The organism is Caulobacter sp. GW821-FHT09B08 (assembly GCF_059418225.1).
This window is the reverse complement of the sequence record NZ_JBWKPL010000009.1, coordinates 45,013-70,621: the sequence shown is the minus strand read 5'-3', so window position 1 is coordinate 70,621 and position 25,609 is coordinate 45,013. Positions and strand designations below refer to the sequence as shown.

General features: G+C 68.3%; 26 protein-coding genes and 1 pseudogene. 11 read left to right on the top strand and 16 right to left on the bottom strand.

Annotation, left to right across the window (positions count from 1 at the left end; translation table 11 throughout):
- Positions 1–99 precede the first annotated feature (99 nt).
- Positions 100–711 (top strand): DUF2306 domain-containing protein, encoded by a 612-nt coding sequence (locus AC07OA_RS21650; protein ID WP_494665895.1) that lies wholly within the window; start codon positions 100–102, stop codon positions 709–711.
- On the opposite strand, the gene AC07OA_RS21645 is transcribed toward AC07OA_RS21650, so the two are convergent.
- Both AC07OA_RS21645 and AC07OA_RS21640 read right to left on the bottom strand, forming a co-directional pair.
- Positions 708–3,272, bottom strand: a complete 2,565-nt coding sequence (locus AC07OA_RS21645) for a response regulator (protein ID WP_494665894.1) — start codon at positions 3,270–3,272, stop codon at positions 708–710. The genes AC07OA_RS21650 and AC07OA_RS21645 overlap by 4 nt on opposite strands.
- A 149-nt stretch (positions 3,273–3,421) precedes the next feature.
- Positions 3,422–4,189, bottom strand: coding sequence for an SDR family NAD(P)-dependent oxidoreductase (locus AC07OA_RS21640; protein ID WP_494665893.1), 768 nt, complete (start codon positions 4,187–4,189; stop codon positions 3,422–3,424).
- Between the two features lie 170 nt (positions 4,190–4,359).
- Here AC07OA_RS21640 and AC07OA_RS21635 point away from each other — a divergent pair, with 170 nt between their 5' ends.
- Complete coding sequence (locus AC07OA_RS21635; RefSeq protein ID WP_494665892.1) at positions 4,360–4,842, top strand: SRPBCC family protein; 483 nt, start codon at positions 4,360–4,362, stop codon at positions 4,840–4,842.
- A 183-nt stretch (positions 4,843–5,025) separates the two neighbouring features.
- Here the strand turns inward: AC07OA_RS21635 and AC07OA_RS21630 are convergent, their stop codons facing one another.
- Both AC07OA_RS21630 and AC07OA_RS21625 read right to left on the bottom strand, forming a co-directional pair.
- Positions 5,026–5,778 carry an extensin-like domain-containing protein gene (locus AC07OA_RS21630; RefSeq protein WP_494665891.1) on the bottom strand — a complete coding sequence of 251 codons (753 nt, stop codon included), beginning with the start codon at positions 5,776–5,778 and terminating at the stop codon, positions 5,026–5,028.
- A gap of 78 nt (positions 5,779–5,856) precedes the next feature.
- Entirely contained in the window at positions 5,857–6,582 is a 726-nt protein-coding gene (locus AC07OA_RS21625) for an extensin-like domain-containing protein (RefSeq protein WP_494665890.1), read from the bottom strand.
- A 104-nt stretch (positions 6,583–6,686) separates the two neighbouring features.
- On the opposite strand from AC07OA_RS21625, the gene AC07OA_RS21620 reads away from it, so the two are divergent.
- On the top strand, positions 6,687–8,066 hold the full coding sequence (locus AC07OA_RS21620) for an MFS transporter (protein WP_494665889.1): 1,380 nt from the start codon (positions 6,687–6,689) through the stop codon (positions 8,064–8,066).
- Here AC07OA_RS21620 and AC07OA_RS21615 read toward each other — a convergent pair.
- Positions 8,063–8,407 carry a HepT-like ribonuclease domain-containing protein gene (locus AC07OA_RS21615; RefSeq protein ID WP_494665888.1) on the bottom strand — a complete coding sequence of 115 codons (345 nt, stop codon included), beginning with the start codon at positions 8,405–8,407 and terminating at the stop codon, positions 8,063–8,065. The genes AC07OA_RS21620 and AC07OA_RS21615 overlap by 4 nt on opposite strands.
- On the bottom strand, positions 8,400–8,690 hold the full coding sequence (locus AC07OA_RS21610; RefSeq protein WP_494665887.1) for a nucleotidyltransferase family protein: 291 nt from the start codon (positions 8,688–8,690) through the stop codon (positions 8,400–8,402). Before AC07OA_RS21610 ends, AC07OA_RS21615 begins: the two co-directional genes overlap by 8 nt.
- A gap of 244 nt (positions 8,691–8,934) precedes the next feature.
- Between AC07OA_RS21610 and AC07OA_RS21605 the strand changes: the two genes are divergently transcribed.
- Complete coding sequence (locus AC07OA_RS21605) at positions 8,935–10,002, top strand: type I restriction endonuclease (protein ID WP_494665886.1); 1,068 nt, start codon at positions 8,935–8,937, stop codon at positions 10,000–10,002.
- Between the two features lie 76 nt (positions 10,003–10,078).
- Here the strand turns inward: AC07OA_RS21605 and AC07OA_RS21600 are convergent.
- Both AC07OA_RS21600 and AC07OA_RS21595 read right to left on the bottom strand, forming a co-directional pair.
- Positions 10,079–12,061, bottom strand: a pseudogene (locus AC07OA_RS21600) (protein meaA); the annotation flags it as partial.
- Positions 12,062–12,153: 92 nt separating this feature from the next.
- Entirely contained in the window at positions 12,154–12,486 is a 333-nt protein-coding gene (locus AC07OA_RS21595) for an Mpo1-like protein (protein ID WP_494665885.1), read from the bottom strand.
- A gap of 159 nt (positions 12,487–12,645) precedes the next feature.
- Here AC07OA_RS21595 and AC07OA_RS21590 point away from each other — a divergent pair, with 159 nt between their 5' ends.
- From AC07OA_RS21590 to AC07OA_RS21575, 4 genes are all read left to right on the top strand, one after another.
- Positions 12,646–13,470 (top strand): acyl-homoserine-lactone synthase, encoded by an 825-nt coding sequence (locus AC07OA_RS21590; RefSeq protein ID WP_494665884.1) that lies wholly within the window; start codon positions 12,646–12,648, stop codon positions 13,468–13,470.
- A gap of 189 nt (positions 13,471–13,659) precedes the next feature.
- Positions 13,660–14,100 carry a helix-turn-helix domain-containing protein gene (locus tag AC07OA_RS21585; RefSeq protein ID WP_494665883.1) on the top strand — a complete coding sequence of 147 codons (441 nt, stop codon included), beginning with the start codon at positions 13,660–13,662 and terminating at the stop codon, positions 14,098–14,100.
- A 295-nt stretch (positions 14,101–14,395) separates the two neighbouring features.
- Entirely contained in the window at positions 14,396–15,601 is a 1,206-nt protein-coding gene (locus AC07OA_RS21580) for a saccharopine dehydrogenase family protein (protein ID WP_494665882.1), read from the top strand.
- A 6-nt stretch (positions 15,602–15,607) separates the two neighbouring features.
- Entirely contained in the window at positions 15,608–16,786 is a 1,179-nt protein-coding gene (locus tag AC07OA_RS21575) for a carboxynorspermidine decarboxylase (RefSeq protein ID WP_494665881.1), read from the top strand.
- A 152-nt stretch (positions 16,787–16,938) separates the two neighbouring features.
- Here AC07OA_RS21575 and AC07OA_RS21570 read toward each other — a convergent pair whose 3' ends face one another.
- Positions 16,939–17,292, bottom strand: coding sequence for a PilZ domain-containing protein (locus tag AC07OA_RS21570; RefSeq protein ID WP_494665880.1), 354 nt, complete (start codon positions 17,290–17,292; stop codon positions 16,939–16,941).
- Between the two features lie 225 nt (positions 17,293–17,517).
- Between AC07OA_RS21570 and AC07OA_RS21565 the strand changes: the two genes are divergently transcribed.
- A complete protein-coding gene (locus tag AC07OA_RS21565) occupies positions 17,518–18,510 on the top strand; it encodes a glucokinase (protein WP_494665879.1) in 993 nt (330 codons plus the stop codon).
- 187 nt (positions 18,511–18,697) lie between these two features.
- On the opposite strand, the gene AC07OA_RS21560 is transcribed toward AC07OA_RS21565, so the two are convergent.
- Genes AC07OA_RS21560 through AC07OA_RS21550 form a run of 3 tightly spaced genes read right to left on the bottom strand, consistent with a single transcriptional unit; the run spans position 18,698 to position 21,173 of the window.
- A complete protein-coding gene (locus tag AC07OA_RS21560; protein WP_494665878.1) occupies positions 18,698–18,988 on the bottom strand; it encodes a hypothetical protein in 291 nt (96 codons plus the stop codon).
- Positions 18,989–19,012: 24 nt separating this feature from the next.
- Positions 19,013–20,713, bottom strand: coding sequence for a TadG family pilus assembly protein (locus tag AC07OA_RS21555; RefSeq protein WP_494665877.1), 1,701 nt, complete (start codon positions 20,711–20,713; stop codon positions 19,013–19,015).
- 7 nt (positions 20,714–20,720) lie between these two features.
- A complete protein-coding gene (locus AC07OA_RS21550) occupies positions 20,721–21,173 on the bottom strand; it encodes a TadE/TadG family type IV pilus assembly protein (protein WP_494665876.1) in 453 nt (150 codons plus the stop codon).
- Positions 21,174–21,419: 246 nt separating this feature from the next.
- Between AC07OA_RS21550 and AC07OA_RS21545 the strand changes: the two genes are divergently transcribed.
- Positions 21,420–22,316, top strand: coding sequence for a type II toxin-antitoxin system prevent-host-death family antitoxin (locus AC07OA_RS21545; RefSeq protein ID WP_494665875.1), 897 nt, complete (start codon positions 21,420–21,422; stop codon positions 22,314–22,316).
- An 11-nt stretch (positions 22,317–22,327) separates the two neighbouring features.
- Here AC07OA_RS21545 and AC07OA_RS21540 read toward each other — a convergent pair whose 3' ends face one another.
- The 4 genes from AC07OA_RS21540 to AC07OA_RS21525 form a co-directional block, all read right to left on the bottom strand.
- Entirely contained in the window at positions 22,328–22,855 is a 528-nt protein-coding gene (locus AC07OA_RS21540) for an SRPBCC family protein (protein ID WP_494665874.1), read from the bottom strand.
- 4 nt (positions 22,856–22,859) lie between these two features.
- Positions 22,860–23,282, bottom strand: coding sequence for a VOC family protein (locus AC07OA_RS21535; RefSeq protein WP_494665873.1), 423 nt, complete (start codon positions 23,280–23,282; stop codon positions 22,860–22,862).
- Between the two features lie 246 nt (positions 23,283–23,528).
- Positions 23,529–24,797, bottom strand: a complete 1,269-nt coding sequence (locus tag AC07OA_RS21530; RefSeq protein ID WP_494665872.1) for an RNA polymerase sigma factor — start codon at positions 24,795–24,797, stop codon at positions 23,529–23,531.
- Positions 24,794–25,201 carry a YciI family protein gene (locus AC07OA_RS21525; protein ID WP_494665871.1) on the bottom strand — a complete coding sequence of 136 codons (408 nt, stop codon included), beginning with the start codon at positions 25,199–25,201 and terminating at the stop codon, positions 24,794–24,796. Before AC07OA_RS21525 ends, AC07OA_RS21530 begins: the two co-directional genes overlap by 4 nt.
- 206 nt (positions 25,202–25,407) lie before the next feature.
- Here AC07OA_RS21525 and AC07OA_RS21520 point away from each other — a divergent pair, with 206 nt between their 5' ends.
- Positions 25,408–25,548, top strand: a complete 141-nt coding sequence (locus tag AC07OA_RS21520) for a hypothetical protein (protein WP_494665870.1) — start codon at positions 25,408–25,410, stop codon at positions 25,546–25,548.
- Positions 25,549–25,609 lie beyond the last annotated feature (61 nt).

Sequence of the window (25,609 nt, the reverse complement as noted above, 5' to 3'; positions counted from 1 at the left end):
TGGTCCGGCGCCGTTGGCGCATGATCGGCGCCGCTCGCGCAACCTCGCCTAGCGCCGGTCGGCGAGCGCCGCAATCTCCGCCAAACCCTGGAGATCCGAATGACCCGAGCCTTGACCTGGACCGCCTGGACCCTGTGCGCCCTGCTGAGCGCCGCGGTGGCGCTGTTTTCCTATCGCTACCTGCCGCGACTGGGCCTGCTGGCGCCCAACATCCTGGCCAACCTGTTCGCCCGCCCCTGGCTGGACGTGCACGTGGCCGGGGCGGCCACGGCCCTGCTTGTGGGGCCGGTCCAGTTCCTGCCCTGGATGCGGCGGCGCACGCCCGGCCTGCACCGGGCGCTGGGGCGGGTCTATGTGATCGGCTGCCTGGCCGGCGGCGCGGGCGGCCTGGTCATGGCCTTCGGCTCGACGGCCGGTCCCGTCGCGACGGTCGGCTTCGCCGGCCTCGCCGTCTGCTGGATCACGGCCAACATCCAGGGCTGGCGCCTGGCCGTGGCGCGTCGCTTCGACGAGCACCGGGCCTGGATGCTGCGCTCGTTCGCCATGACCTTCGCGGCGGTCACCCTGCGGATCTATATCGTCGTGCTGCCGATGCTGGGCGTGTCGCACAAGGACGCCTACCTGGCCGCCTCGTTCCTGGCCTGGATCCCGAACCTGATCCTGGTCGAGTTGTGGCTGGCGCGTCGCCCCACGCGCCTGGCCCTGGCCTAGGCCGAGACGGTCTCGGCGGCCGCCTGGGCCGCGCCGCGGCGGTCCAGCACCTGGACCATCACCGACACCAGGTCGCGCAGGTCGATGGGCTTGGCGATATGGGCGTCCATGCCCGCTTCCAGGCAGGTGTCGATCTGGGTGCGCATGACGTCGGCGGTCAGGGCGATCACCGGCAGGTCGGTCCAGCGCGGATCGCGGCGCAGGCGGCGGGTGGCCTCCAGTCCGTCCATCACCGGCATGTTGACGTCCATCAGCACCAGGTCGAACGGCTCGGTCTCCAGCGCCTCCAGGGCCTCGAGCCCGTTCTCCACCTCGACGATGTCGCAGTCGAACGGGGCCAGGAACAGCTTGATGACCCGGCGGTTCACCGGATGGTCGTCGACCACCAGCAGGCGGCGGCCGTGCAGGGGCGACAGCAGCGGCTCGTCCTCGTTCGCCGCGAAGGCTTGAACCCCCGCCTCGGCGGCCGCGCCGGTGGCCACGTCGGCCAGGAAGGTCAGGGTGAAGGTCGAGCCCTGGCCCTCGCGGCTGTCGACCAGGATGTCGCCGTCCATCAGCTGGGCCAGGCGCCGGGTGATGTTCAGGCCCAGGCCGGTGCCGCCGAAATTGCGGGTGGTCGAGGCGTCGGCCTGGGTGAAGGCGCCGAACAGCTTGGAGAGGGTGGCCGGGCTCATGCCGATGCCCGTGTCGGAGACGGTCACGGTCACCGCTGTGCGGCCGCTGGCCGCGTCGGGCGCCCAGGCCAGGGCCGCCTCGACCTTGCCCGAGGCGGTGAACTTCAGGGCGTTGGACAGCAGGTTGGCCAGGCATTGGCGCACGCGCACGGCGTCGAACATCAGGGTCGGCGGCGGCTCGCCCGCCAGGCTGAACGTCAGCTCGACGTCCTTCTCGCGCGCCGTGGGCTGATAGCCGCCGACCAGGCGCACGCAGACGCCCAGCAGGTCGCCGGCGGTGGGGGCGATCTCCAGCTTGCCGGCCTCGATCTTCGACAGGTCCAGGATGTCGTTGAGCAGCACCAGCAGGGTGTCGCCGCTGTCGATCATCAGTTCGACCTGCTCGCGCTGGCGGGGGTCCAGGGCCTCGGTGCGCAGGGCCTGGGCCATGCCCAGCATGCCGTTCAGCGGCGTACGCAGTTCGTGGCTCATCACCGCCAGGAAGGCCGACTTGGCGTCGTTGGCCGTCTCGGCCCGGCCGCGCGCCTCCTTCAGGCGTTCGGAGGCGCGGCGCAGATAGACGCCCCAGCCCACCCCGCCCACCACCAGCACGCCCAGCAGCATGGCGATGATGATCGAGGCGTGGGCCAAACGGCGGTTCAGCTCGACCTCGGCGGTCAGGCGGCGGCTCTCGTCGCGCTTGGTCCGCAGCTCGGTCTCCAGGGCCGAGGCCATCTGGGCGCCGTTGCGCGACAGGGCCGCTTGCGTCTTGGCGTGATCCTGCCGGCGCCATTGGTCCAGCAGGCGGAAGGCCTCCTCGCCGCGATGCTCGGCCAGGGCGATATAGGCGCTGATCAGGAGCTCGGCCTGCGGGTCGGGCTCCAGGGTCTCCAGCGGGATGGCGCGCAGCACGGCCAGGTCGGTCTTGGCGCCGGCCGCGTCGCCCAGCTCGCCCCGCGCCTGGGCCCGCAGGCGCAGGCTGAGACCCGTCAGGCGGTTGGTCGGCTGGTCGATCTCGAAGGCCCCGTCGTCCAGGCAGCGCAGGATACGCGCCGGGGCGTGCCGCTCGTTGGCGATGCGGGCGCACAGATAGCGATCCCAAGTCTTCAGGTCCGGATCGCCGGCCATCTGGGTCATGTGATGGTGCACGCCGGCGAAGTGCTCGGCGGCGTCCAGCTCACCCACCTCGGCGGCGGTGTAGGCGATGTCGTAGATGCGCTCGACCTTGCGCATGTAGAAGGCGTGGCCCTCATCCAGGCGCGCGGCCTGGCTCATGTGGTCCAGCGCGCCTTCCTTATCGCCGATGTAGGACAGGGTGTAGGAGTGCACCTGGTGGGCCTCGGCCAGCAGCGGCCGGGCGATCTCGCCCTTGCGCTCCATCTGGCCGGTGACGTCGGCCGCCAGGCGCGAGGCGTCGGCCCAGTGTCCCGAGCGGCCCAGGGTGCGGATGCGCTCGATGGCGCCCATCATCCGGATGTTGGGGCCCGAGCGGTCCAGATACCGCACCCAGTCGGCGTCGTTGAAGGTGCGGAAACCGCCGGACTCGTGGCGATAGGCGGTCTGCAGCAGGTCGACCAGGTTCAGCAGCTCGGCGTCGTTCTCGTCCTTGGCCAGGCGCCGCACGCGGGCGGCCCAGTCGTCGAACTGGGGCTGCACCTGGTTGCTCTTGTAGGCGTAGAGCACCGACCACAGGCCGAAGAGACGCTTCTCGCCGTGCTGCTTGAGGGCGCGGCGGCCGACCCGCTCGATGTCGTCGTTCTCGCGCGCCGGGGGCTGCAGGTCGTCGCGGCTGATCTCGCGATAGAGGGCGTCCAGCTTGGCCGATTGCGGCGAGCGCGCGAACGCCGGTCCGGCGGCGCCGGCCAGACAGGTCGCGATCGCCGCGAGGATCAGTACGAAGCGCCGCAAGCCCGGGTTTCCCTTGAACCGGGGCAAGGTACGAAAAGGGCCTGTATTCAAAGTTAAGATCGCCGCCGCGCGACGTTCGGCCGCGACATATCGCCTCTACGGGAAAAATCGACCCTTTTCCCGTCGGGAAGGCGACGGTTCGATGACGGTCAGATGGTGGCTCCGCCGTCCACCACCAGGGCTTGTCCGGTCATGAAGCTGCCGGCCTTGGAGGCCAGGTAGACGGCCGCCCCGGCGATCTCGTCGGGCTCGCCGATGCGGCGCAGCGGCACTCCCTTGGTGGCCCGCTCCAGGGTGGCCGGATCGTCCCACAGGGCCTTGGCGAAATCGGTCTTGATCAGGCCCGGCGCGATGCAGTTGACCCGCACGTTGTCGGGTCCGAACTCGTGGGCCAGGTTGCGGGCCAGTTGGAAGTCGGCGGCCTTGGAGACGTTGTAGGCCCCGATCGTGGTGCTGCCGCGCAGGCCGCCGATCGAGCTGACGATGACGATGGCCCCGTCCTTCCGCGCCCGCATCTCCGGGGCGACCATCGAGATCAGCCAGTGATTGCTGATGATGTTGTTGTCCAGGATCTTGCGGAACTGCTCGTCGGCAATGCCCTCCAGCGGCCCGTAATAAGGGTTGGAGGCGGCGTTGCAGACGCAGATGTCGACCTTGCCGAACGCCTTCCTGGTCTCGTCCACCAGGCGCTGCAGATCCTCCTTGGAGGCGATGTTGGCCGGGACCGCGATGGCCGTGCCCTCGCCGTGGGCCGCGTTGATCTCGGCGGCGACCTCGTCGCAGGGGCCGGCCTTGCGCGAGGAGATCACCACCTTGGCACCCTGCCGCGCCATGTGCTCGGCGATGGCCTTGCCGATACCGCGCGAACTGCCGGTGATAATGGCCACCTTGCCGGAAAGGTCGAACAGGCTGGTCATGGCGGCGGCTCCCTGATGTGTTTCAAAACGCTTGTTTGAATTGACCGCACATTGACCCCGGCGCGGCGGGCGGGTCAAGCACGGACAAAATTTCTCGCCGGCCGTGTCGGGACCGAGACGGGCCGCCCGTCCTTCGGGCACAACAACGCCAAACCTTCCGGAGAACCGCCATGGACGCCGTCGCCCCTTCCCCCATCGCCGACCGCGAACTGGTGCTGACCCGCATCATCGATGTGCCCGCCGAGAAGCTCTACAAGTGCTGGACGACGCCCGAGCGCATGGGCGAGTGGTTCTGCCCCAAGCCCTGGACCGTCTCCCACGCCGAGATGGACATCCGCGCCGGCGGCTCCAGCCTGGTCGTCATGAAGGGCCCGAACGGCGAGGAGGTCCCCAACCCGGGCATCTATCTCGAGGTCGTCCCGAACAAGCGCCTGGTCTTCACCGACGCCTTCACCTCGGCCTGGGTCCCGGCGGGCAAGCCGTTCATGGTCGCGATCGTCGAGTTCGAAGACCTGGGCGACGGCACGACCCGCTACACCGCCACCGCCCGTCACTGGACGGTCGAGGACCGCCAGACCCACGAGCAGATGGGCTTCCACGAAGGCTGGGGCATCGTCGCCGACCAGATGGCCGAGGTGGCGCGGACGATGTGAGCTGCTTCCACGTCCGTCATCCTCGGACTTGTTCCGAGGACCCCTGTCTCGGCCGAGAAGAAGGCTGATCCTTGGAGCGGTGAGACTGCAGCTTCATTCCACACGACACCTCGGCGGACATCGGGGTCCTCGGAACAAGTCCGAGGATGACGGATCGGGAAGCGCGCGGCGCGCGCTCCCCGATCACGCGCACTTGTTCCAGCCGTTCATGTCCAGGTGGAAGTGGTCGCGGTGCTCGACGTTGAAGTCGGGGCTGAGCGTGGTGATGAACACCCGGCAGGCGCCGTCGCGCACGCGGCGCAGGAACTGGCCCTTGGGGCCGGGATCGTTCCAGTCGCGCGACACGTAGATCGTCTGACCGTCGGCCAGCTTGAAGCCGGCCAGGTCGATGGCGTCGGCGCTGGCGTGCTCGCTGACCGGGCCTTCGGTCTTGCCGTACTGCCGCCGGCACGAATAGGTGCCGTAGTGCTCCAGGCTGACCACGCCCTGGCCCAGCAGTTCGTCGGCGGCGGGCTGGACGACCTGGCGCTCCCAGATCGACAGGGCCAGGGCTTCCTTGCAGGCCATCGGCGCATCGGTCGGCGACAGGGGCGCCATGCCGCCATCGATCAGCAGGGCGTCGCGCACGACGCAGAAGCCGCCGTCGGTCTTTTCGGGCAGGTCCACGTAGCTGAGGCCCGCCTTGCGCAGGATCGCCCGGCAGGTGGCCGGGTCCTTGCCCGCCCGCGCCGCCTTGATCCGCGTGGCCATGCCCACCGGATCGACCACGCTCAGCGACTTCCACGGCAGATGCTGGCGACCGATGCTGCGCTCGGCCACCAGGGCCATGATCAGCACCAGGATCCACAGCAGGACCAACGCCGTCAGCCCCGCCAGGCGGTTCTGATGACGCGTGCTTTCATGGACGCGCGGATGGCGCGGGACTCGGTAGGCCATGGGCGGGGGAGCGCCTGAAAAAGGTTAACGGTTGCACCCAAGCATGACCATGACGACCGACACAATCGCAATCGCGCCCTAGCGGCAAAGCCTGTAGCCGCTGCCTTCCAGATGCAGGTGGTCGCGGTGGGCGGCGTTATAGTCCGGCCCCAGAACGGTTCCGAACACCCGACAGGCCCCGGCCCTCGCCTCGCGGACGAACCGGCCCTGGTCGCTGTCGGCGCGGTAGTCGGCCGCCACCGTGACCCGGCGGCCGTCGGCGAAGCGGAAGCCGGCGACGTCCAGGGCGTCCGCCGTGGCGTGGGCGCTGGGCCGTTCGCCCGGGCGGCCGTAGATCGTGCGGCAGGCATAGGTCCCGTAGTGGTCCACGCGGGTCAGGCGGCTGGCCATGATCTCCCGCGCGGCGGGCTTGAGCACCTGGCGGTCCCAGAGGGCGTAGCCCAGGGCCAGGGGGCAGGTCATGACCGGGGCGGCGGGCGCCAGGTCGCCGGCCGGGCGCAGAGTGTTGCGCGTCGAGCAGAAGCCCCGTTCGCGGTCCTCGCCTTCCACGAACCGCACCCCGCCCTGGCGCAGGGCGGCGCGGCAGGCGGCCGGATCGGCGCCGATCCTCGACAACTTGCCGGCGGTGGCCAGGCCCATGGGCTGGTCCAGCGAGAACGGCTTCCACGGCAGGTCCTGCGGCGGCGCGATGCGGTCGACCAGGGCGAACAGCAGCAGGCCCGCCAGCGCCAGGTCCAGCAGGAAGCCGACCGCGCCGGCCAACGACCGGGCTTGGGGAGAAGGTTCGGGGATGGCCAGTCTCACGCCTCACCCAACGGCGACGCGGCGGCGAAGTTCACCCGCAAGGTCCGCCCTTGGGCTTGGCTTGGCCGGCGCGAAGGGGCATCTACGCCGTCCCTGGAGAGATCATGACCCCGTCCACCGACACCTGGCGCGGCCTGCTGAACGCTGAAATGGCCCCGCGCTTCGCTCTGCTGTGCCTGGGCGTCTGGCTGAACGCGGCCGACACCCTGGTGACCGTGACGATCATGCCCAGCGTCGCCCAGGAGATCGGCGGCTGGCAGTATTTCGGCTGGTCGATCGCCGCCTTCCTGCTGGGCTCGATCCTGGCCGGGGCCTGCGCGGGCAAGCTGTCGATCCGTTTCGGCCTGCGCCGCGCCACCGCCCTCGCCGGGGTGGTCTACGCCGTCGGCTGCGCCATGGGCGCGGCGGCGCCGGACTTCCTGGTGTTCGTGGTCGGCCGCCTGGTGCAGGGCCTGGGCGCGGGGGCCATCGTCTCGCTGTGCTACGTGGCCATCACCGCCATGTTCCCCGAACGCCTGTGGCCGCGCGTCTACGGCGCCATCGCCGGGGTTTGGGGCGCGGCCACCCTGCTGGGCCCGCTGTGCGGGGGCCTCTTCGCCGAGGCCGGCTTCTGGCGCGGGGCGTTCTGGTTCTTCGTGGTCCAGGCCGTGATCTTCGTGGGCGCCGTGCTGGTCATGGTGCCGGGCGCGCCCAAGGGACCCGCGGCGGGCCGCATCCCCGGACGCCAGCTGGCCCTGCTGACCGTGGGCGTGACCCTGATCGCGGCCGCGGGCGTCGTGCCCGGCCAGCTCGCGGCCGCCGCGTGCGCGGTGCTGGGCGCAGCGGCCATGGCGGCCATGCTGCTGGTCAACGCCCGCACGCCCGAGCGCCTGCTGCCCCGCGCCGCCGGCGACCTGGCCACGGCCACGGGTCTGGGCCTGGCGGTGATCTTCTTCTGCGAGGCGGCGACGGTGGGCTTCTCGGTCTACGGCCCCACCTTCATCCAGACCCTGCACGGGGCCCAACCCCTGCTGAGCGGCTATGTGATCGGCGGCATCGCGGCGGGCTGGACGGCCTTCTCGTTCGTGGTGGCGGGACTGAAGCCCCGGCACGAGGGGCTGGCGATCCGCGTCGGCGCCGTGGTCATCGTGGCCGGCGTCGCCTGGGGCGCCTACGAGATGGTGCTGGGCGGCCTGGTCGGGATCACGCTGTCGATGGTGGTGCTGGGCAGCGGCTTCGGCATCTGCTGGGCGTTCCTGGCCAAGCGGGTGATCGGCGGCGCGCCGCTGGAGGAACAGCCCCTGGCCTCGGCCGCCGTCCCCACCACCCAGCTGATCGGCGGCGCCACGGGCGCGGCCGCGGCCGGCGCCCTGGCCAACGCCCTCGGCTTCGCCCACGGGGTCGAGCCGGCCAACGGCCTGGCGAATGGCCTGCTGCTGTTCTACGCCTTCCTGCCCCTGGCGCTGGTGGGTCTGGCGGCGGCTTGGCGGCTGGGTCGTGACTAGGCAGTCAGGGCGATGACGCGCTCGACCGCCGCCGCCAGCGGATCGAGTTCGACCACGACGATCGACCACAGGATCGAAAAGCTGAGATCGTCATAGCCATGGGCGATGCGGTGGCGAAGATTGATCGCGTCCCGCCAGTCGGCTTCCGGCGCCAAGGCGCGAACCTCCGGCGAAATCTTCGATGCGTTCTCGCCGATGGCCAGCAAGTTCATGGCGACCGCGTCGCAAGTCCTGGGATCGGCCAGGAACGCCGCCTGGTCCATGCTTCGCGTGTAAACCCGAATGCGACCTATCGCGTCGAGCATCCGCGACAGATACAGGCTGTCGGCCGGATCACGCAAAGACCGCCTCACCCAAGACGCGCTCCTGGATCAGGTCGTGCAGAGCATCTGGCGTCACCAAATCGACCGGCCGCCCGAACAGCACCGCAAGGTCCCGCTCCAGCCGGAAGAAGCCAAAACCCGGTAGGGTGGCGGGCTTGAACTCCACCAACACGTCCACGTCGCTATCGGGTCCGGCCTCCCCCCGCGCCGTCGAGCCGAACACGCCGACGCGCTGGACGCCGTAGCGGTCCAGAAGCGGCTTGGCCGCGCGCAGCTTGGCGAGGGCTTCGTCGAGGGTCATGAAGCAAACATATCACAGAACCCGGGCGAACCCTCGGGGCGAAACCAAAGGACTGTTTCCCCCAACGGCTTTCCGCTGCCTTCCTGACGGTTGGCGACGGCTCGCTCTCGCGTTACCGGGGAAACCACAGCCATCCAAGGCCACTTCCTATGCTGGTCCCCGCACCCTCAACTCGCGCCTGAGGTTGCATCTGAGTGCACCCTGAGTCTTAGTTAGCTTAGCCATAAACAGGGGGGACCGTTCCATGGATCTTGCGACACGTATCTTGGAACTCCAAAAGCGCGCGCTGGAACACCGCGAAGTGCTTCTGACGGAAGAGGCGGCGAAGACCGCGCTTGTCATGCCGTTCCTTCAATCTCTTGGCTACGACGTCTTCAATCCAAGCGAGGTGGTGCCCGAATTCACCGCTGACGTCGGAACCAAGAAGGGCGAGAAAGTCGACTACGCCATCTGCGGCGAAGGCAAGGTGTCGATCCTGATCGAGTGCAAGCCTTCGACGGTCGAACTCAACATCAATCACGCCGGCCAATTATTTCGTTATTTCAGCGTCACTGACGCGCGATTGGCCGTTCTGACGAACGGCGTCGTCTACCAATTCTATTCGGACGTCGAACGTCCCAACAAAATGGACGACAAGCCGTTCTTCACATTCAGCCTGGATAGCGTGAAGGCGACGGACATCAAGACGCTAGAGAAATTCGCGAAGGCGACATTCGACATCGAAAAGATCGTTCAGGAAGCAGGCAACCTCAAACTCCAGTCCCTTCTCCGCAAGGAAATCGAGAAGGAGTTCGCAGAACCCTCGGAAGAGTTGGTGAGGATGCTCGCAAGCCGTGTTCACGAAGGGCGGCTCACGCCGGCGGTCAAGGACAGCTTCACCAAGATGATCGCATCGTCGATCTCGACGATCATTCGCGAGCTCGTCAACGAGCGCCTCTCGTCGGCGCTGAACGCCTCCAATCCCGCAACCTTGGAGCCCGACGGTTCGGAAGAAGAGCCGGATGAAGACGGCGTCATCACCACGCCCGAGGAAATCTCCGGTTTTCACATCATCCAGGCCATCGCGTCGAAATTCGTCGATCCAAAGCGGGTGATCATCCGCGACGCGAAGTCGTATTGCGCGATCCTACTCGACGACAACAATCGCAAGACCATCGCCCGCATGCACTTCAACGGCATCACCACGAAATACCTGGGCACCTTCGTTGGAAAGGACGAGCAACGCCATCTGCTGCCGGAACTGACGCATATCTATCAGCTAAGCGAGCACATTGAGGCTCGCCTCAAAGAGCTTAGCGGCGCTAGCGTGTAGCCCAGGGGAGTTCTCAGCGCCCGTTGTCGCCTTCCCACGCTAGTTGGCCTCGAAGCTCGCGGACGCCTTCTTGGCGCTCCGCCAGCGCCGCCTCTTCCACCAGCCGCACAACGTCGCCCATGATCTGCGTGATCTTGAAATCCTTGGGGGTGTAGATCCGCGCCACGCCCATCTGCTTGAGGATCAGGGCGTCGGCCTCGGGGATGATGCCGCCGGCCACCACCGGGATGTGCTCCAGGCCCTCGGCGCGCATCAGGCGAACCACCTCCTGCACCAGGTCCAGGTGCGAGCCCGACAGGATCGACAGCCCCACCACGTGGACGCGGCCTTCCTTGGCGCGGCGGACAATCTCTTCCGGGGTCGAGCGGATGCCGTCGTAGATCACTTCCATGCCGACCGCGCGGGCGCGGGTAGCGATCTGCTCGGCGCCGTTGGAGTGGCCGTCCAGGCCCGGCTTGCCGACCAGATAGGTGAGCGTGCGGCCCAGCACTTCCGAGACGCGCTCGACCTCCTTCTTGACCGCTTCGACGTCCTCGGCCTCGCCGGTGGAGACGACGACGGCCACGCCCGTGGGGCCGCGATACTCGCCGAACACCTCGCGCAGAGCCCCTGCCCACTCGCCGGTGGTGATGCCGGCCTTGGCGGCGGTAATCGAGGGTTCCATGATATTTCGGCCATCGGCCGCAGCGGCCTTTAGGTCGGCCAGGGCAGCTTCGGCGGCGACGGGATCGCGGGCGGCGCGCCAGGCCTTCAGCCGCTCGACGACGCCGGCCTCCAGCAGGGGATCGACGGTCTCGATGGCCTTGCCGCCCGCAGCGAGCGGCGAGGCCTCGCTGTCGGTCCAGCGGTTGACGCCCACCACGGTCAGGTCGCCGGTCTCGACCGAGCGCACCCGCGCGGCGTTGGAGGCGACCAGCTCCTTCTTCATGTAGTCGATGGCGTCTGTGGCCCCGCCCATCTCGTCGATCAGGGCCAGCTGCTCCAGCGCCCCCTTCGACAGCTCGGCGACCTTGGCCTCGACCACGTGACTGCCGTCGAACAGGTCCTCGTATTCCAGGAGATCGGTCTCGTAGGCCAGCACCTGCTGCAGGCGCAGCGACCACTGCTGGTCGAACGGACGCGGCAGGCCCAGGGCCTCGTTCCAGGCCGGCAGTTGCAGCGCCCGGCAGCGGGCGTCCTTGCTGAGCGTGACGGCCAGGGCCTCGATCAGGATGCGGTAGACGTTGTTCTCGGGCTGCTGCTCGGTCAGGCCCAGGCTGTTGACCTGCACGCCGTAGCGGAACCGCCGGGCCTTCTTGTCCTGCACGCCATAGCGCTCCAGCAGGATCTGGTCCCACAGCCGCGTGAACGACCGCATCTTGCACAGCTCGGTGACGAACCGCACGCCGGCGTTGACGAAGAAACTGATCCGCGAGGCGACGATCTCGAAGTCTTCCTCGGGCACCTGGCCACCGGCCTTGACGGTGTCGAGCACGCTGATGGCCGTGGCCAGGGCGAAGGCCAGCTCCTGCTCCGGCGTCGCCCCGGCCTCCTGCAGGTGGTAGCTGCAGACGTTCATCGGGTTCCACTTAGGAACCTCGCGATAGCACCAGGCGATCATGTCGCCGATCAGCCGCAGGCTCGGCCCCGGCGGGAAGATGTAGGTGCCCCGGGAGAGGTACTCCTTGATCAGGTCGTTCTGGGTGGTGCCCTGCAAGAGCTTGCGGTCAGCCCCCTGCTCGTCGGCCAGGGCCACATACATCGCCAGCAGCCAAGCGGCCGGGGCGTTGATGGTCATGGAGGTGTTGGATTGGTCCAGCGGGATGGCGTCGAACAGGGTGCGCATGTCGCCCAGATGGGCGATGGGCACGCCGACCTTGCCCACCTCGCCGCGCGCCAGCACGTGGTCGGCGTCGTAGCCGGTCTGGGTGGGCAGGTCGAAGGCCACCGACAGGCCCGTCTGGCCCTTGGCGAGATTGGCCCGATAGAGCGCGTTGGACTTCTCGGCCGTGGAATGCCCCGCATAGGTGCGGAAGATCCACGGCGCGTCGGGGGCGTGCTGGAACGGCTTGGCTGACATCCTGCGCTTCCCGCTTATCGTTCTTGCTTACCGGCGATCATGAACCCGGTCTTGCTGCAACGCAATATCGCAAGAGCGAACGCCCGGTTCCGTCAGAACCGGCGCTTGCCCGTCACCACCTCGAACCACAGCCGGAAATCGCCCATCAGGCTCCACAGCGGATACTTGAACGTGGCCGGGCGGTTCTTCTCGAACACGAAGTGGCCCACCCAGGCGAAGCCGTAGCCGACCACCGGCGCGGCCAGGAAGAAACGCCAGTCGACCACAAAGCCGCAGACCAGGGCGGCGATCACCAGGGTCGTGCCCACCACGTGCAGCCGCCGGCTGACCGGATTGACGTGCTCGGTCAGATAGAACGGGTAGAAGGCCGCGAAGCTGCGGTAGCGCTCGCCTTCGCTCAGGGTCGGCCGATCATGCAGGGTCATGGCCCGATGTTCCGCCCGAAGGCGGGGCGAGGCAAGCTTTGCACGCTCAACTCTGGCGCGGTGATAGGCCGTTTGGCCTATCGCGTCGCGCGAAAGATCTGTCACCTAATGCCGTCCATTCCAACACGGCCGTTCGCGGCCACTCACGGGCAATGGACCATGATCCACGTCGTCACGTCGCAGAACCGCCACCTCTACGGTCCGCAGCTGTGGGCCATGCACGAACAGCGACGCGAGCAGTGCGTCGAGAAGAACGGCTGGGTCGATCTGGTGGTCCTGGAGGGCGGCGAGATCGACGACTTCGACGGCCCCCAGGCCATCTACCTGCTGGGCTTCGACGAGAAGATGCAGCTGGAGGTGGGCCTGCGCCTGCACCCCACCGAAGAGCGCTGCATGCTGGCCGACAAGTTCCCGCACCTGATCGCCCCCGGCGAGGCGCCCAAGAAGGGGCCCGAGGTCTGGGAGGCCACGCGCCTGTTCACCACCAAGGCCTATCGCGACAAGAAGGGCCCCGGCCGCGGCGCCCGGGTGTTCGAGGTGTGGGCGGCGGCCATGGAGCTGGCCCTGGTCAACGGGATCGAGCGCTTCGTGGGCATGATCGACATGTCGCTGTACCCCGGCATCATGAACTCGCCGATCGACACCCGGCTGGTGGGCCTTCCGCGTCCCTACGAATACGGCGTGGTGGCCGGTTCGGAGATCGCCCTGTCGCACGAGTTGCTGGAGCGGGTGCGCGAGTCGATCGGCATCGACGGCCCGGTCGGCTATCACGTCGACGAGCTGGACCTGCGGGCGTTCGGCGGCCTGGCCGCCGTGCAACGGCAGGTGGTGCGCGCCCAGATCCCGCAGTTCGATCCGGGCTCGGCGCGGGACGAGGCCCTGGCGGCCGAAACCCTGTATCGGCTCAACGACACCACCCTGCAGGCGCGGCGGATTTGGGCCGACCGCGACGTCCGTCCGCCCACCGATCAGCTCAACGCCTAGGGTCGTGAAGCGGTAGCGAAACAATTTTGCCTGGAAATCGCCTCGATCTGAGCGTGTAGCTCCGTGCGTCGGCGCAAGCTTGGGGTTAATAAGCTAAACCTCAGCGACCTAACGCCGCGCCTTGACCTCTGCCGTTTCATCAACGGGACGGACATGTCATGGTGATCGGACAACCTTTGGAGGCGAAACTTGAGCGAAGAAACCGAGGGCCGGCGCCCGAATCCCGTCGATCTGCACGTCGGCGGCCGCGTCCGCATGCGTCGCAAGCTTCTGGGCGTCAGCCAGGAACAACTGGCCGATTCGCTGGGCCTGACCTTCCAACAGGTCCAGAAGTACGAACGCGGCGCCAACCGCGTGAGCGCCTCCAAGCTCTATGAGATCGCCAAGACCCTGCAAGTGCCGGTGTCGTTCTTCTTCGACGGCCTGGCCGACCCGATGGACGGTTCGGACGGCGACGAAGTCGGTCAACAGGCCGAGCGCATCGTGCAGGAATTCCTGACCACCCCGGAAGGCCTGGAGCTGGCCGAGGTGTTCCCGAAGATCGGCCGCGGCCGCGTGCGCCGTCAGGTCCTGGACCTGGTCCGCGCCATGGCTGAAGAAGCCGCCCGCGCCGAGACCGCCGCCGCCTAAACCCCGGCGACGCATTAGACCTGCCTGTTCGGGCTCCGGCGCCTCCCCGCCGGGGCCCGATCGCGTTTTGGGACCCGGTCCGACTCCGGGTCTGGCGCGTTCCGTACCCGTCTCCGAGGCGATCCGGGGTCGATATGACCCCGCCGAGGTAGACGCGGCGGCAAACGACTGCTTGAAAGCACCCCATCCGATGGTCGTGGGTGGTTCGCGAGCCGAGCGTCCTTGTGATATGACCCCCGCCCCCCATTCCGGCAGCCGCGCTGCCACACGTTAGAAGGCGTCAGGAGAGGCCAAGATGAGCAGGGTTTTGGTTATCGGCGCGGGCGGCGTCGGTTCGGTCGCCGTCCACAAGATGGCGATGAACACGGACATCTTCTCGCACATCACCCTGGCCAGCCGCACCAAGTCCAAGTGCGACGCGGTGGCCGCCTCGGTGAAGGCGAAGACCGGCGTGACCGTCGAGACCGCGGCGATCGACGCCGACGACGTGGCCGCCACCACCGCCCTGATCCAGGCCGTCAAGCCGGCCCTGGTGGTGAACCTCGCCCTGCCCTACCAGGACCTGGCGATCATGGACGCCTGCCTGGCCGCCGGCGTGAACTACCTCGACACCGCCAACTACGAGCCGCGCGACGAGGCCAAGTTCGAATACAAGTGGCAGTGGGCCTATCAGGACCGCTTCAAGGACGCCGGCCTGATGGCGCTGCTAGGCAGCGGCTTCGACCCGGGCGTGACCTCGGTGTTCGCCACCTACACCAAGAAGCACCTGCTGGATTCGATCGAGACGCTCGACATCCTGGACTGCAACGGCGGCGATACCGGCCTGCCGTTCGCCACCAACTTCAATCCCGAGATCAACCTGCGCGAAGTGACCGCCCCGTCGCGGCACTGGGAGAACGGCCAGTGGGTCGAGGGCCCGGCGCTGAGCCACAAGCAGGTCTTCGACTTCGACCAGGTCGGCCCGAAGAACATGTACCTCATGTACCATGAGGAGCTGGAGTCGCTGGCCAAGTTCTACCCGGAGATCAAGCGCATCCGCTTCTGGATGACCTTCGGCGACAGCTACCTCAAGCACCTGGACGTGCTGGGCAACATCGGCATGCTGTCGATCGAGCCGATGACGTTCCAGGGCCGCGAGATCATCCCGATCGAGTTCCTGAAGGCCCTGCTGCCCGAGCCGGCCTCGCTGGGTCCGCTCACCAAGGGCAAGACCAACATCGGCACCATCGCCACCGGCGAAAAGGACGGCAAGGCGCGCACGGTCTACATCAATAACGTGTGCGACCACGAGGAAGCCTACGCCGAGACCAACAACCAGGCGGTCAGCTACACCACGGGCGTCCCGGCCATGATCGGCGCGGCCCTGATGCTGACCGGCCAGTGGAAGGGCGCGGGCGTGTTCAACATGGAGCAGCTGGATCCCGATCCGTTCATGGACATGCTGAACAAGCACGGCCTGCCCTGGAAGATCCAGGACCTGGACGCCCCGCTGGACTTCTGACCGCCCATGGCCATGCAGACCCAGGCCGGCGATCCCGGAGCCTTCGCGCGGTTCGACCTGAACCGCGTCCCCTCGCCCTGCTTCGTGGTGGACGAGGTCGCGGTGACGCGAAACCTCGCCACCCTGGCGGACGTCGGCCGGCGGGCCGGCGCCAAGGTGCTGCTGGCGCTGAAGGCCTTCTCGATGTGGTCGCTGGGCGACCTGGTCGGCAAGCACCTGGACGGCACGTGCGCCTCGGGCCTGTGGGAAGCACGGCTGGCCCGCGAGCACTATCACGGCCATCTGACCACCTATTCGCCGGCCTACAAGCGCGAGGACCTGCCCGAGATCCTCAAGCTGTCGGACACGGTGATCTTCAACGCGCCCGCCCAGATCGCCCGGTTCGCCGACGTGATCGAAGCGGCGCGGGCGGCCGGCGAGACGTTCGACATCGGCCTGCGCCTCAACCCCGAGCACAGCGAGGCCGAGGTCGCCAAGTACGACCCCTGCCAGTTGGGCTCGCGCCTGGGCTTTCCGGTCTCGCAGCTGAAGCCCGAGCATCTGGAAGGCGTCGACGGCCTGCACGTCCACGCCCTGTGCGAACAGGGTTTCGAGCCGCTGCAGCGCATCTGGGCCTCGCTGGAGCCGAAGCTTGAAGGCCTGCTGCCCAAGCTGAAGTGGCTGAACCTGGGCGGCGGTCACCACGTCACCCGCGCCGACTACGATATCGACGGCCTGGTGGGACTGCTCTCCGACATCCGTCAGCGCCACGGCGTGCAGGTCTATATCGAGCCGGGCGAGGCCATCGCGCTGGACGCCGGCATCCTGGTGGGCGAGATCCTCGACACCTTCGACAACGGCCTGCACGTGGCCATCACCGACATCTCGGCCACCTGCCACATGCCCGACGTCATCGAGGCGCCCTACCGGCCCGCGATGTTGAACGAGGCTGAAGACGGCGTCTCGATGCGGCTGGGCGGCCCCTCGTGCCTGGCCGGCGACATCATCGGCGACTACGGCTTCGCCGCCGTCCCGACGCCGGGAACGCGCATCGCCTTCCTGGACCAGGCGCACTATTCGATGGTCAAGACCAACACCTTCAACGGCGTGCCCCTGCCCTCTATCGCCCTGTGGAACAGCGACAGCGACGCGCTGAACCTGGTGCGCCAGTTCGACTACAGCGAGTTCCGGGACCGGCTGTCTTAGGGAGCAGGCCTCTTCCTTCTCCCCTTGCGGGAGAAGGTGGCCTGCGAAGCAGGTCGGATGAGGGGTCGATAGCCCTGTCCGGAAAGGTCTGAAAGACCCCTCACCCGACCCCACTTCGTGGGGCCCCCTCTCCCGCAAGGGGAGAGGGATCGTCACCCCACCTGCAGCCGTCCCTGGCTGGCCTGCCACATGCGCTTGGCGGTCTGGAGCGAGGCCGGCGCCAGGCCCCGCAGGTCGTGGCTGCTCACCAGCTTCAGGCCCAACTCGCGCTCCTTCTGCCAGGCCACTTTCACGTCGTGGGCGAAGCCGGTGACCAGGTCGACCACCTGGATGCTGCCTGGCGGCGCGGCGCCCGACAACATCTGGATGCGCAGGCCCGTCGCGGACTGGTCCCGGATCACGCAGTCCCACGCGAAGGCGCCGCACAGCACCTTGCCGGCATGTTGCATCGGTACGCGGGGACCGGCTCGCCGGTCGGCGATCCCGCCGGAGCCAAACTTCGACATAGCCTTACCAACGCGCGGCGACGTTAATCGGGGGTGCAGCGGAAGGGTTTATTTACAGATGACCATGCCGCCCCGCGGGGTTGTCCACGCAAATCCCTTCCTGAGCGGGCCGTTCGGCCCAGGAGCGTCTGGCGGAACGCGGTTATTTCACCGGTAACCCGCTTGCCGCTATGATGACGGCAGGCCGGCGAAGATCGGCCTTCGAGGAAACAAAGGGACGATCCGATGACCCACGGCGTGGCGCTGTTGGCCGATGTGACCGGGCGCGAGCTGATCGTCGCCCTGGCGCGCCCCGGCGACTGTCCCGGCGAGCACCGCGTCCTGCCCTGCGCCTCCTCTCTGGAGCTGGAGGCGGGCCTGCGGTCGATGCTGGCCGAGCTGGGACCCGGAGAGCTGGTCGGGGCGGCAGTCTGCGCGGCCGGTCCCGAGATCGACGGCGCGGTGGTGCTGACCAGCACCGGCATGAGCGTCTCCCAGGCCTGGCTGCGCAGCGTGCTGCGCACGCCCCGGGTCTATCTGGTCAACGACTTCACCGCCTGCGCCATGGGCGCGCCCAAGGTGGCCGAGGCGGAGCTGGGCGTGATCCACCCCGGCAAGGCCGCCCGCAACGGCGCCATCGCGGTGCTGGGCCCCGACATCGGCCTGGGCGTGGCGGGCCTGGCCCCGCTGCGCGGCGACGGCTGGCTGTCCGTGCCCAGCGAGGGCGGCCACATGGACTTCTGCCCGGTCGAGGCCCGCGAGGCGACGATCTTCTCGGCCGTCCGCGCCCGCCACGGCGACACCGCCGCCGAGCGCCTGCTGTCCAAGGAGGGCCTGAGCGACATCCATTGCGCGCTGGTGAACGACGGGGACCCTATTTGCGTGTCCGAAAATGACAACGTTATCATAGAGCGCGCGCGGGCCGGCGACGCCCAGGCGCGCGAGGCCATTTCGATCTTCAGCGGCCTGCTGGGCGGCTTTTCCGGCGACATGGCCCTGCTGTTCGCGGCGCGGGGCGGGGTGTTCCTCAACAGTCCGCTGCTGGAGGCGATCGGCGACCTGCTGGACCGCGAGGCCTTCGTCCGCCGCTATCGCGCCAAGGGCCGGATGAGCGCCTATCTGGCCGAGGTGCCGGTGTTCGTCATGCCCGGTCGCCCGGCCCTGCTGGGCCTGTCCAGCCTGTTCTCGCCCAGCGACCTGCGCCATTCGGCGTCGGAGGTGAAGTTCCTGGACTGCTGAGGGGGCTTGATCCGGATCTCTCAATTTCACCGTCATTCCCGCCCTTGTGGCGGGAACCCCTCTATCCGCCGCAGGTGCGGGAGGGTGGCGCGCTGGCGCGCCAAGGCGCTTCACTTGCAAGCTGAACCAGGGGTTCCCGCCACAAGGGCGGGAATGACGACATTAAAAGCGGCTGGATGCCGATCCCCTAGTCCGGCCGCCAGCCGTTGCGCAGCAGGTCGACGGCCAGCAGGTGGGCGGTTTCCAGCGTCATGTCCTCCAGCTGCTCCAGCACGGCCAGGCGCTTGGCCGGCGTGCGGGCGTGGCTGTAGAGCGCGCAGAGGGCGTGCACCCGGGCGCGCACGTCCAGGACCGGCGGCGGCGCGTGCAGCAGGGCGTTGTCGGACAGCTGGGCCGGCGCGTCGCCCTTGCGTCCGAACGCCCGCTGCGGGGCGTCGAACTCCAGCGATTCCAGGCCGGGCCAGTCGAGGGCGCTCATCGTCTTACTCCACCAATGAAAACATCAGGCCACCAGGGCCGCCACGCCGCAGCGCAGGCCGTTGACCCGCACGTCGGCCTCGCCGACGCCCAGGCCCAGAAGGTCGGTCAGGGAATTGATCACCCCGTCCAGCGGGATCGCCGCGGCCATCAGGATCGGCTTCAGCGCCGCCAGGATCGCCGTGTCGCCCAGGCCCAGATGGATGGCGTTGAGGAAATCGACGTCCAGGTCCAGATCCGTCAGCAGGGTGGTCAGGGTCGCCGTCAGGGTGTCGTTGGTCTTGACCGTCTTGATCGTGCGGGCCTTCACGTCGGCCTCGCTGAACGACACCGACTGCCACGACAGCCCCCCGATCGAGACGTCGGACTTGCCCGACACCTTGAACAGCGGCGACTTGACGATATCGACCCGGTCCACTGCCAGGGGCTGCTTGAAGGCGTCCAGGTCGTCGATGTCGATGTCGCCGATCTTCAGCGAGCCGACGCTGGGCTTGACCTCCAGGGTGGTGGTCTTCTTCCCGCAGTCGATGGCCTTGAGCCGCGCCTCGCCCGAGGCCAGCTCGACCAGCACCGGCAGGCGGATCTGGGCCAGGCCGCCCAGCAGGCCCGAGCCCAGCAGCCTGGTGTCGACATAGAGCCGGGTCTGGGCCGTGCGCACGATCACCGACTTGTCCTGGGTGACGGTCATGTAGGGCGCGTCGTTCATCGGTTCGCCGATGGCCAGCCAGACGTCGGTGTCGGCCAGGCCCGGCACGCTGGCGCCCAGGTCCAGCTTGATCTGCCGGTCGCCCTGGCCGGCCTGGAGGATGGCCCGGGCCAGATCCATGGCGTCGACCGCCACCTTGGCCCGCGAACCGCCGGACACGTGGTCCTGGTCGCCATAGGGACCCAGCGAGACCAGGGCGTCCAGATGGGCCTTGGTCCCGTTGCCGGCCGACAGGGCGATGCTGCGGGTCGCCGCCGCGGCCTGGCTGTCGCCGGCCTTGGCCAGGGCGTCGGCCAGGGCCTGCAGGGCCTGGCCCGTGGTCAGGTTGGCCTTGAGGATGTCGTCATAGGTCGCCGCCTTCAGGTTCAGGCGCAGGGCCACCGCGTCCAGATAGTCCAGCAGCGAGACGTCAGAGGCGATCAGGGCGTTGTAGTCCATCACCGACAGGTTGACCTGGCTGCCGGTCAGGCCGCTGAGCAGGGCGTTGGCGATGCCGCCCTGCAGGCTGAGCAGGCGCGAGCCGATGGAGAAGCTGGCCAGGTCCGCCCGCTCGGCCGTGGCCTGGCGGCGGATCGGGAAGGTCTGACGCCCCAGCAGGGCCGCGCCGAAGAAGAGATCGGCCTCGCCGTCCAGCGTCACCCGCACCGCGTCGGGATCGACGCTGGCCGGCTGGAACCGCTTGGAGACGGGGGTGGCCGACTCGTTGTCGTAGCGGCCCAGGGTGACGGTGGTCTTCAGCGGCTTGCGCCAGCCCGTGGCGTTGGCCGCCACCGTCGCGTCGGCGGCGGCCTGGGCGCGGCCGATGTCGTTGGCGGCCTGCATGGCGGCCAGATCCGCCACGCCTTGCAGGCGGCGGCTCTGCAGGAACACCGAGCCGGTGTCGACGCCCAGGGCGGCCATGGCCAGCACCAGGGTCATCGATAGCCCGGTGATCACCGAGATCGCGCCGCGCCGGTCGCGGCCAAAAGCGGGAAAAAGCGTACGTGGGCCCGACGCCCTCACGCCACTGAAGCTACGCATGGAACCCTCAGTAGCCCCCCAGTTGCACGGAGGCCTGGCGCTGGATCTGGTCCGACGGCATGGGGGTCAGGCCGTGGATCGCATAGGCGAAGGAGTCGGCGGCGTTGTAGGTGACCTTCACCGTCAGCCGGCCGTTGGCGTCGACGACCTGGGTCTTGACCTTGCTGGCCGTCAGCTGGGCGTAGTCGCCGGCCCCGGCCGTGACGGCGGCCTGGGCCAGGCTGGCGCGCTCGGCGGCGTTCAGGCCGGGAATGGCCGCCCGCGCCGCGTCGTTGGCCAGCTGCTGGACCGAATGCGACATCCAGAAATAGCCGCCGTAGCTGGTGATCCCCATCATCACGAAGATCAGGACCGGGGCCAGGAAGGCGAACTCGAGCGCCGCCGCGCCCGACCGGTCACGGCCGAAGCGGAGAAGGTCCCGGCGGCTCGCCTTGCGAGATATGTTCCGAACACTTGCCATGACTGCGATCCCGACGCGGAAGTTGCACGGTCAAGATCGCTCACCCTTGGATGCGACGGAGTTTATCCGGAAAATCCGTATTTTACGGATTTTAAGGCGACCGACTGTCTCGCTCCGCAGGTGGCGCCGTTCATTGCCGCTCAACCAACGCGCTGGTAGTTTCACAAGGTCAGGTGGCGCCGGGGTGGGGCGCAATCGTGGACAACTCGGAGAACCCGGATTTTCCGTATTTTACGGAGAGGCCCTATGAGGAACCCACCGCCCACCGCCCATGTCACGGCCGGTGAAGTCAGTCGCAATTTCGGCCAGTGGCAGGACATCGCCCTGACCGGCCCGGTCATGATCACCCACCACGGCCGTCCCCGGGTGGTGCTGCTGTCGGCCGAGCGCTACGCCAACTGGAGCGAGGGGCCCGAGACCGGCGCCCCGGTCCAGGACCAGACCGCCGAGACCTGCCGCGAGGCGCTTCTCGAACACACGAGCGAGGCCTTCATCGCCTTGGATCCCACCTTGCGCGTGACCAAGGTCAATCCGGTGTTCGAGGCCCTGACCGCCCGCAGCGCCAACCAGCTGGTCGGGGCCAACTGGAGCGAGCTGTTCCCCCTGCCCACCCAGGCGGTGATCGCCGAGCAGATGCGGCGGGTGCTGCGCACGGGCGAGGCGGTGGAGTTCGAGGCCGATTCCACGGTCCAGCCCGGGCGCTGCTACGGTGTGCGGGTGTTCCCCTATCCGGGCGGGGTCGCGGCCCTGTTCGTCAACCGCACCGAAGAGCACAACCTGCGCAATCGCCTGCGCCACGCCCGCGCCATGCGGGCGGCCACGGCCGCCCTGCCCCAGCTGGCGGTGGCCCGCCTGAACATCCGCGGCGTGCTGGTCGAGATGGACGACGACTTCCTGCGCCTGGCGGGCTTCACCGCCGCCGAGCTCTTGGACTGCCGGCTGACCGACATCGTCCGCCCCTCCGACCGCCGCCCCCTGACCCAGGCCCTGGAAAAGGTGCTGCAGGGCGGGCCGGCCAGCCGCATGAGCGTCTGCCTGCTGGTCAAGGCCGGCGACGAGCGGGTGGTCGAGCTGTCCCTGGCCCCCGTCCTGCGCGACGGGGCGGCGGACGGGGTGATGGTGCTGATCCTGACGGAGGGGTAGGCGCGGCGGCCCTACCCTTCCGCCTGGGCCTTCAGGCTGGCCAGGCCGGTCTCGAAGTCCTTGCCGATCATCTTGTCCATGTTCAGCACCAGGCTCATCACCTTGAACATGAAGGGCGAGGCGCCTTCCATGGACCAGGTCACGCGGGTGGCGTCGCCTTCGGGCGTCAGGACGAAGCCGGCCTTGTGATGGGCCTCGAACGGCTTGGTGAAGTCCAGGGCGATGCCGATCCGCGCCGGGGCCTGGGCCTCGACGATCTCCATGCGCCCCGCCCCCGCCTTGCCGTTCCCCGACCAGGCGTAGTGGGCTCCCAGTCCCTTGGCCGGACCGCCGTAGGTGCGGCTCATGTCCGGATTCAGCGCCTCGTAGGGCGACCAGGACCGCCAGGCGTGGAAGTCCTCGATCAGGGCGTAGATCTTCTCCGGCGGGGCCTTGATCACGGTCGAGCGGGTGACGCGGAAGGTATTGGGCCGGGTCGCCGCGTAGCCGAGCACGGCGACGACGGCGACCACCAGGACGATGGCGACGATCTTGAGCATGCGATCAGGCCTTCGGCGTGGTGGCGATCGACCACGAGAAGCCGTACGGGTCCTTCAACTGGCCGTAGCGGTCGCCCCAGAACATCAGCTGCACCGGCAGCAGCACCTCGCAGCCGGCGGCCACCGCGCGCTCGAACCATTTGTCCACGTCGTCGACCTGCAGGTGCAGGGTCACCGCGCCGGGCTTTTCCAGCGCATGGCCGTGCTCGGGATAGGCGTCGCACAGCATCAGCGAATTGCCGTTGATCTTCAGGTGGATGTGCATGGTCCGGCCCTGTTCGTCGGGCGGCAGGCGGTAGAGGTCTTCGGCCCCGAAGGCCTTGATGTAGAAGTCGGCGGCCTGGGTGGCGTTGCTCGGGTTCAGATAGGGCGCGATGCCGCCGGACACGGGCGGCAGGGGCGGCATCTGCTGTTGGGCGTCGGTCATGGCGGTCTCCCTTGATGGTGTTGTCGCTAGGACGGGCCAGGGGTCGGCGATCCGACAATGGCCCTGAGAAAAGATCGAACTCTTTTCTCATCGTCATCCTCGGACTTGTTCCGAGGATCCCTCTGTCCGCTGGTTTGTGGGTTGGGGAGAGGTCGCGACCTCACCGCTCCCTGGATCGTCCTTCTTCTCGGCTGAAACACGGGTCCTCGGAACAAGTCCGAGGATGACGGGCATGGGGTGGCGGCCCTACCCGCCCGCGCCTTCCCGCATCAGCCGGTCCAGATGCAGGCGGATGTGGGCGGCTTCGGCCGGGGTGTTGGCCAGGGCGATGGCCTGGTCGAAGGCGGTGCGCGCCTCGTCCCGCCGTCCCAGCTGGAACAGCAGCCCGCCCTTCAGGCCGAAGAAGTAGAAGTAGCCCGACAGCTTGCCCGCCAGCGGCTCGATCATCGCCAGAGCCGCCTCCGGCCCGGCGGTCTTGGACACCGCCACGGCGCGGTTGAGGCTGACCACCGGCGACGGCGCCAACTGCTCCAGGTCGCCATACAGCAGGTCGATCCGCGTCCAGTTCGTCTCGTCGGCGCGCGCGGCCCGGCCGTGCTCGGCGGCGATGGCGGCCTGGACCAGATAGGGCCCCGGCCGGCGATGGCGCACGGCCTTGTCGATCAGGGCCAGGCCCTCGGCGATCAGCCGGCCGTTCCACAGGGACCGGTCCTGGTCCTCCAGCAGCACCACCGCCCCGTCGGCGTCGAACCGGGCCGGGGCGCGGGCGTGCTGCAGCAGGAGCAGCGCCGTCAGCCCCATCACCTCCGGCTCGCCCTGGAACAGTCGCAGCAACAGGCGCGACAGGCGGATGGCCTCGTCGCACAGCGCGCCCCGCGTCGCCGCCTCCGCCCCGCCGGCCGAATAGCCCTCGTTGAAGACCAGATAGACCATGGCCGCCACGGCGTTCAGCCGCCGCGCCCGCTCCTGCGCGTCCGGCGCGCCGAAGGGCGTGTCGCCGGCCCCGATCCGGGCCTTGGCGCGGGTGATCCGCTGCTCCATCGCCGCCTCGCTGACCAGGAAGGCGCGGGCGATCTGGCGCACCGACAGGCCCGAGACGATCCGCAAGGCCACGGCCACCTGCTGGGTGACGGGCAGGTCGGGATGGCAGCAGATGAACAGCAGCCGCAGCACGTCGTCGCGATAGTGCTCGCCGTCCAGCCGGTCGACCAGGGCGGCTTCGGCGTCCTCCAGGTCCGAGATCAGGTCCTCGGGCGGCAGGGGAGCCGACTTGCTCTGCTTGCGCACCCCGTCGAGCGCCGCGTTGCGGCCCACCAGGATCAGCCAGGCGGTGGGATCGCGCGGCGGACCGTTCTTGGGCCAAGCTTTCAAGGCCCGCAGGCAGGCGTCCTGGAAGGCCTCCTCGGCGGTGTCCAGGTCGCGGAAATAGCGCAGCAGGGCCGCCACCGCCTGGGGCCGGGCGGCGGTGAGGGCCGCGTCGATCCAGGCGGCGTCCATGTCGGCGATCTGGTTCATGCCCGCACCCTCGCGACGCTTCGCCCGGCAATCCCCGGCGCCAGCTGGCCGGGACGATAGACGTCGACGGGGCGGATTTCATAGGCGCCGCGGTCGGGATTGGCCACGGCCAGCTCGCGCGCCACCGCGATCGCCGCCTCCAGCCCCTCGCACTCGACCACATAGAACCCCAGCAGTTGCTCCTTGGTCTCGGCGAACGGACCGTCGATGACGACGGCTTCCCGGCCCTTGCGCAGGGTGACGGCGGCGGTCGTCGGCAGCAGGCGGGCCACGGCTCCCAGCCGGCCGTCCTCCGCCAGATCCCGCTCCACGACCCCGAGTCGGGCCATCACGGCGGCGTCCTGCTCCGGGGTCCAGGCGCCGACCACGTCCTCCAGACTGTAGCAAAGAATGGCATAGAGCATGGGATCGGGCGCCTCGTCGGAGCAAGGACGCCGAGGAACCCCGCAATCCGACATCGGATGCGAAAAATTCGCCTGAGACGATATCGCTTATGGTGAAGGAGCCCTATTTTAGCCCAGGCGTTCTCCGACGGTCGGAACGCCGACACAAAACTATAAAGACAAAACGGCAATGGGGAGGGGGCGCTCGCAAGCCAGGAGCCGTTCGTGTGATTCAGTTCGTCAGCGTTTTCTTCGTCGTCTTTCTGCTGGGCATGCTGGCCTGGCCCAGTGTCGAGCCGCATCTGAACCGGCGCATGCGCCGCGTCGGCCGCCGGGGTCGGCGCACCAAGCGATATTTCGAGGACTGACGCGCGCCCGTATCGGGGTCCGCGCGGGGGCGGACCTTCGTCTACGGTGAATCCGCGTCGG

Bases quoted from the DNA above. Each gene is read 5' to 3' on its own strand.
- AC07OA_RS21595 (WP_494665885.1), bottom strand. From the start codon at position 12,486: ATGACCCTGCATGATCGGCCGACCCTGAGCGAAGGCGAGCGCTACCGC.
- AC07OA_RS21535 (WP_494665873.1), bottom strand. From the start codon at position 23,282: ATGACCGACGCCCAACAGCAGATGCCGCCCCTGCCGCCCGTGTCCGGC.
- AC07OA_RS21580 (WP_494665882.1), top strand. From the start codon at position 14,396: ATGAGCAGGGTTTTGGTTATCGGCGCGGGCGGCGTCGGTTCGGTCGCC.
- AC07OA_RS21525 (WP_494665871.1), bottom strand. From the start codon at position 25,201: ATGCTCTATGCCATTCTTTGCTACAGTCTGGAGGACGTGGTCGGCGCC.
- AC07OA_RS21530 (WP_494665872.1), bottom strand. From the start codon at position 24,797: ATGAACCAGATCGCCGACATGGACGCCGCCTGGATCGACGCGGCCCTC.
- AC07OA_RS21570 (WP_494665880.1), bottom strand. From the start codon at position 17,292: ATGTCGAAGTTTGGCTCCGGCGGGATCGCCGACCGGCGAGCCGGTCCC.
- AC07OA_RS21640 (WP_494665893.1), bottom strand. From the start codon at position 4,189: ATGACCAGCCTGTTCGACCTTTCCGGCAAGGTGGCCATTATCACCGGC.
- AC07OA_RS21590 (WP_494665884.1), top strand. From the start codon at position 12,646: ATGATCCACGTCGTCACGTCGCAGAACCGCCACCTCTACGGTCCGCAG.
- AC07OA_RS21620 (WP_494665889.1), top strand. From the start codon at position 6,687: ATGACCCCGTCCACCGACACCTGGCGCGGCCTGCTGAACGCTGAAATG.
- AC07OA_RS21550 (WP_494665876.1), bottom strand. From the start codon at position 21,173: ATGGCAAGTGTTCGGAACATATCTCGCAAGGCGAGCCGCCGGGACCTT.
- AC07OA_RS21575 (WP_494665881.1), top strand. From the start codon at position 15,608: ATGGCCATGCAGACCCAGGCCGGCGATCCCGGAGCCTTCGCGCGGTTC.
- AC07OA_RS21650 (WP_494665895.1), top strand. From the start codon at position 100: ATGACCCGAGCCTTGACCTGGACCGCCTGGACCCTGTGCGCCCTGCTG.
- AC07OA_RS21565 (WP_494665879.1), top strand. From the start codon at position 17,518: ATGACCCACGGCGTGGCGCTGTTGGCCGATGTGACCGGGCGCGAGCTG.
- AC07OA_RS21555 (WP_494665877.1), bottom strand. From the start codon at position 20,713: ATGCGTAGCTTCAGTGGCGTGAGGGCGTCGGGCCCACGTACGCTTTTT.
- AC07OA_RS21635 (WP_494665892.1), top strand. From the start codon at position 4,360: ATGGACGCCGTCGCCCCTTCCCCCATCGCCGACCGCGAACTGGTGCTG.
- AC07OA_RS21605 (WP_494665886.1), top strand. From the start codon at position 8,935: ATGGATCTTGCGACACGTATCTTGGAACTCCAAAAGCGCGCGCTGGAA.
- AC07OA_RS21540 (WP_494665874.1), bottom strand. From the start codon at position 22,855: ATGCTCAAGATCGTCGCCATCGTCCTGGTGGTCGCCGTCGTCGCCGTG.
- AC07OA_RS21630 (WP_494665891.1), bottom strand. From the start codon at position 5,778: ATGGCCTACCGAGTCCCGCGCCATCCGCGCGTCCATGAAAGCACGCGT.
- AC07OA_RS21545 (WP_494665875.1), top strand. From the start codon at position 21,420: ATGAGGAACCCACCGCCCACCGCCCATGTCACGGCCGGTGAAGTCAGT.
- AC07OA_RS21610 (WP_494665887.1), bottom strand. From the start codon at position 8,690: ATGACCCTCGACGAAGCCCTCGCCAAGCTGCGCGCGGCCAAGCCGCTT.
- AC07OA_RS21560 (WP_494665878.1), bottom strand. From the start codon at position 18,988: ATGAGCGCCCTCGACTGGCCCGGCCTGGAATCGCTGGAGTTCGACGCC.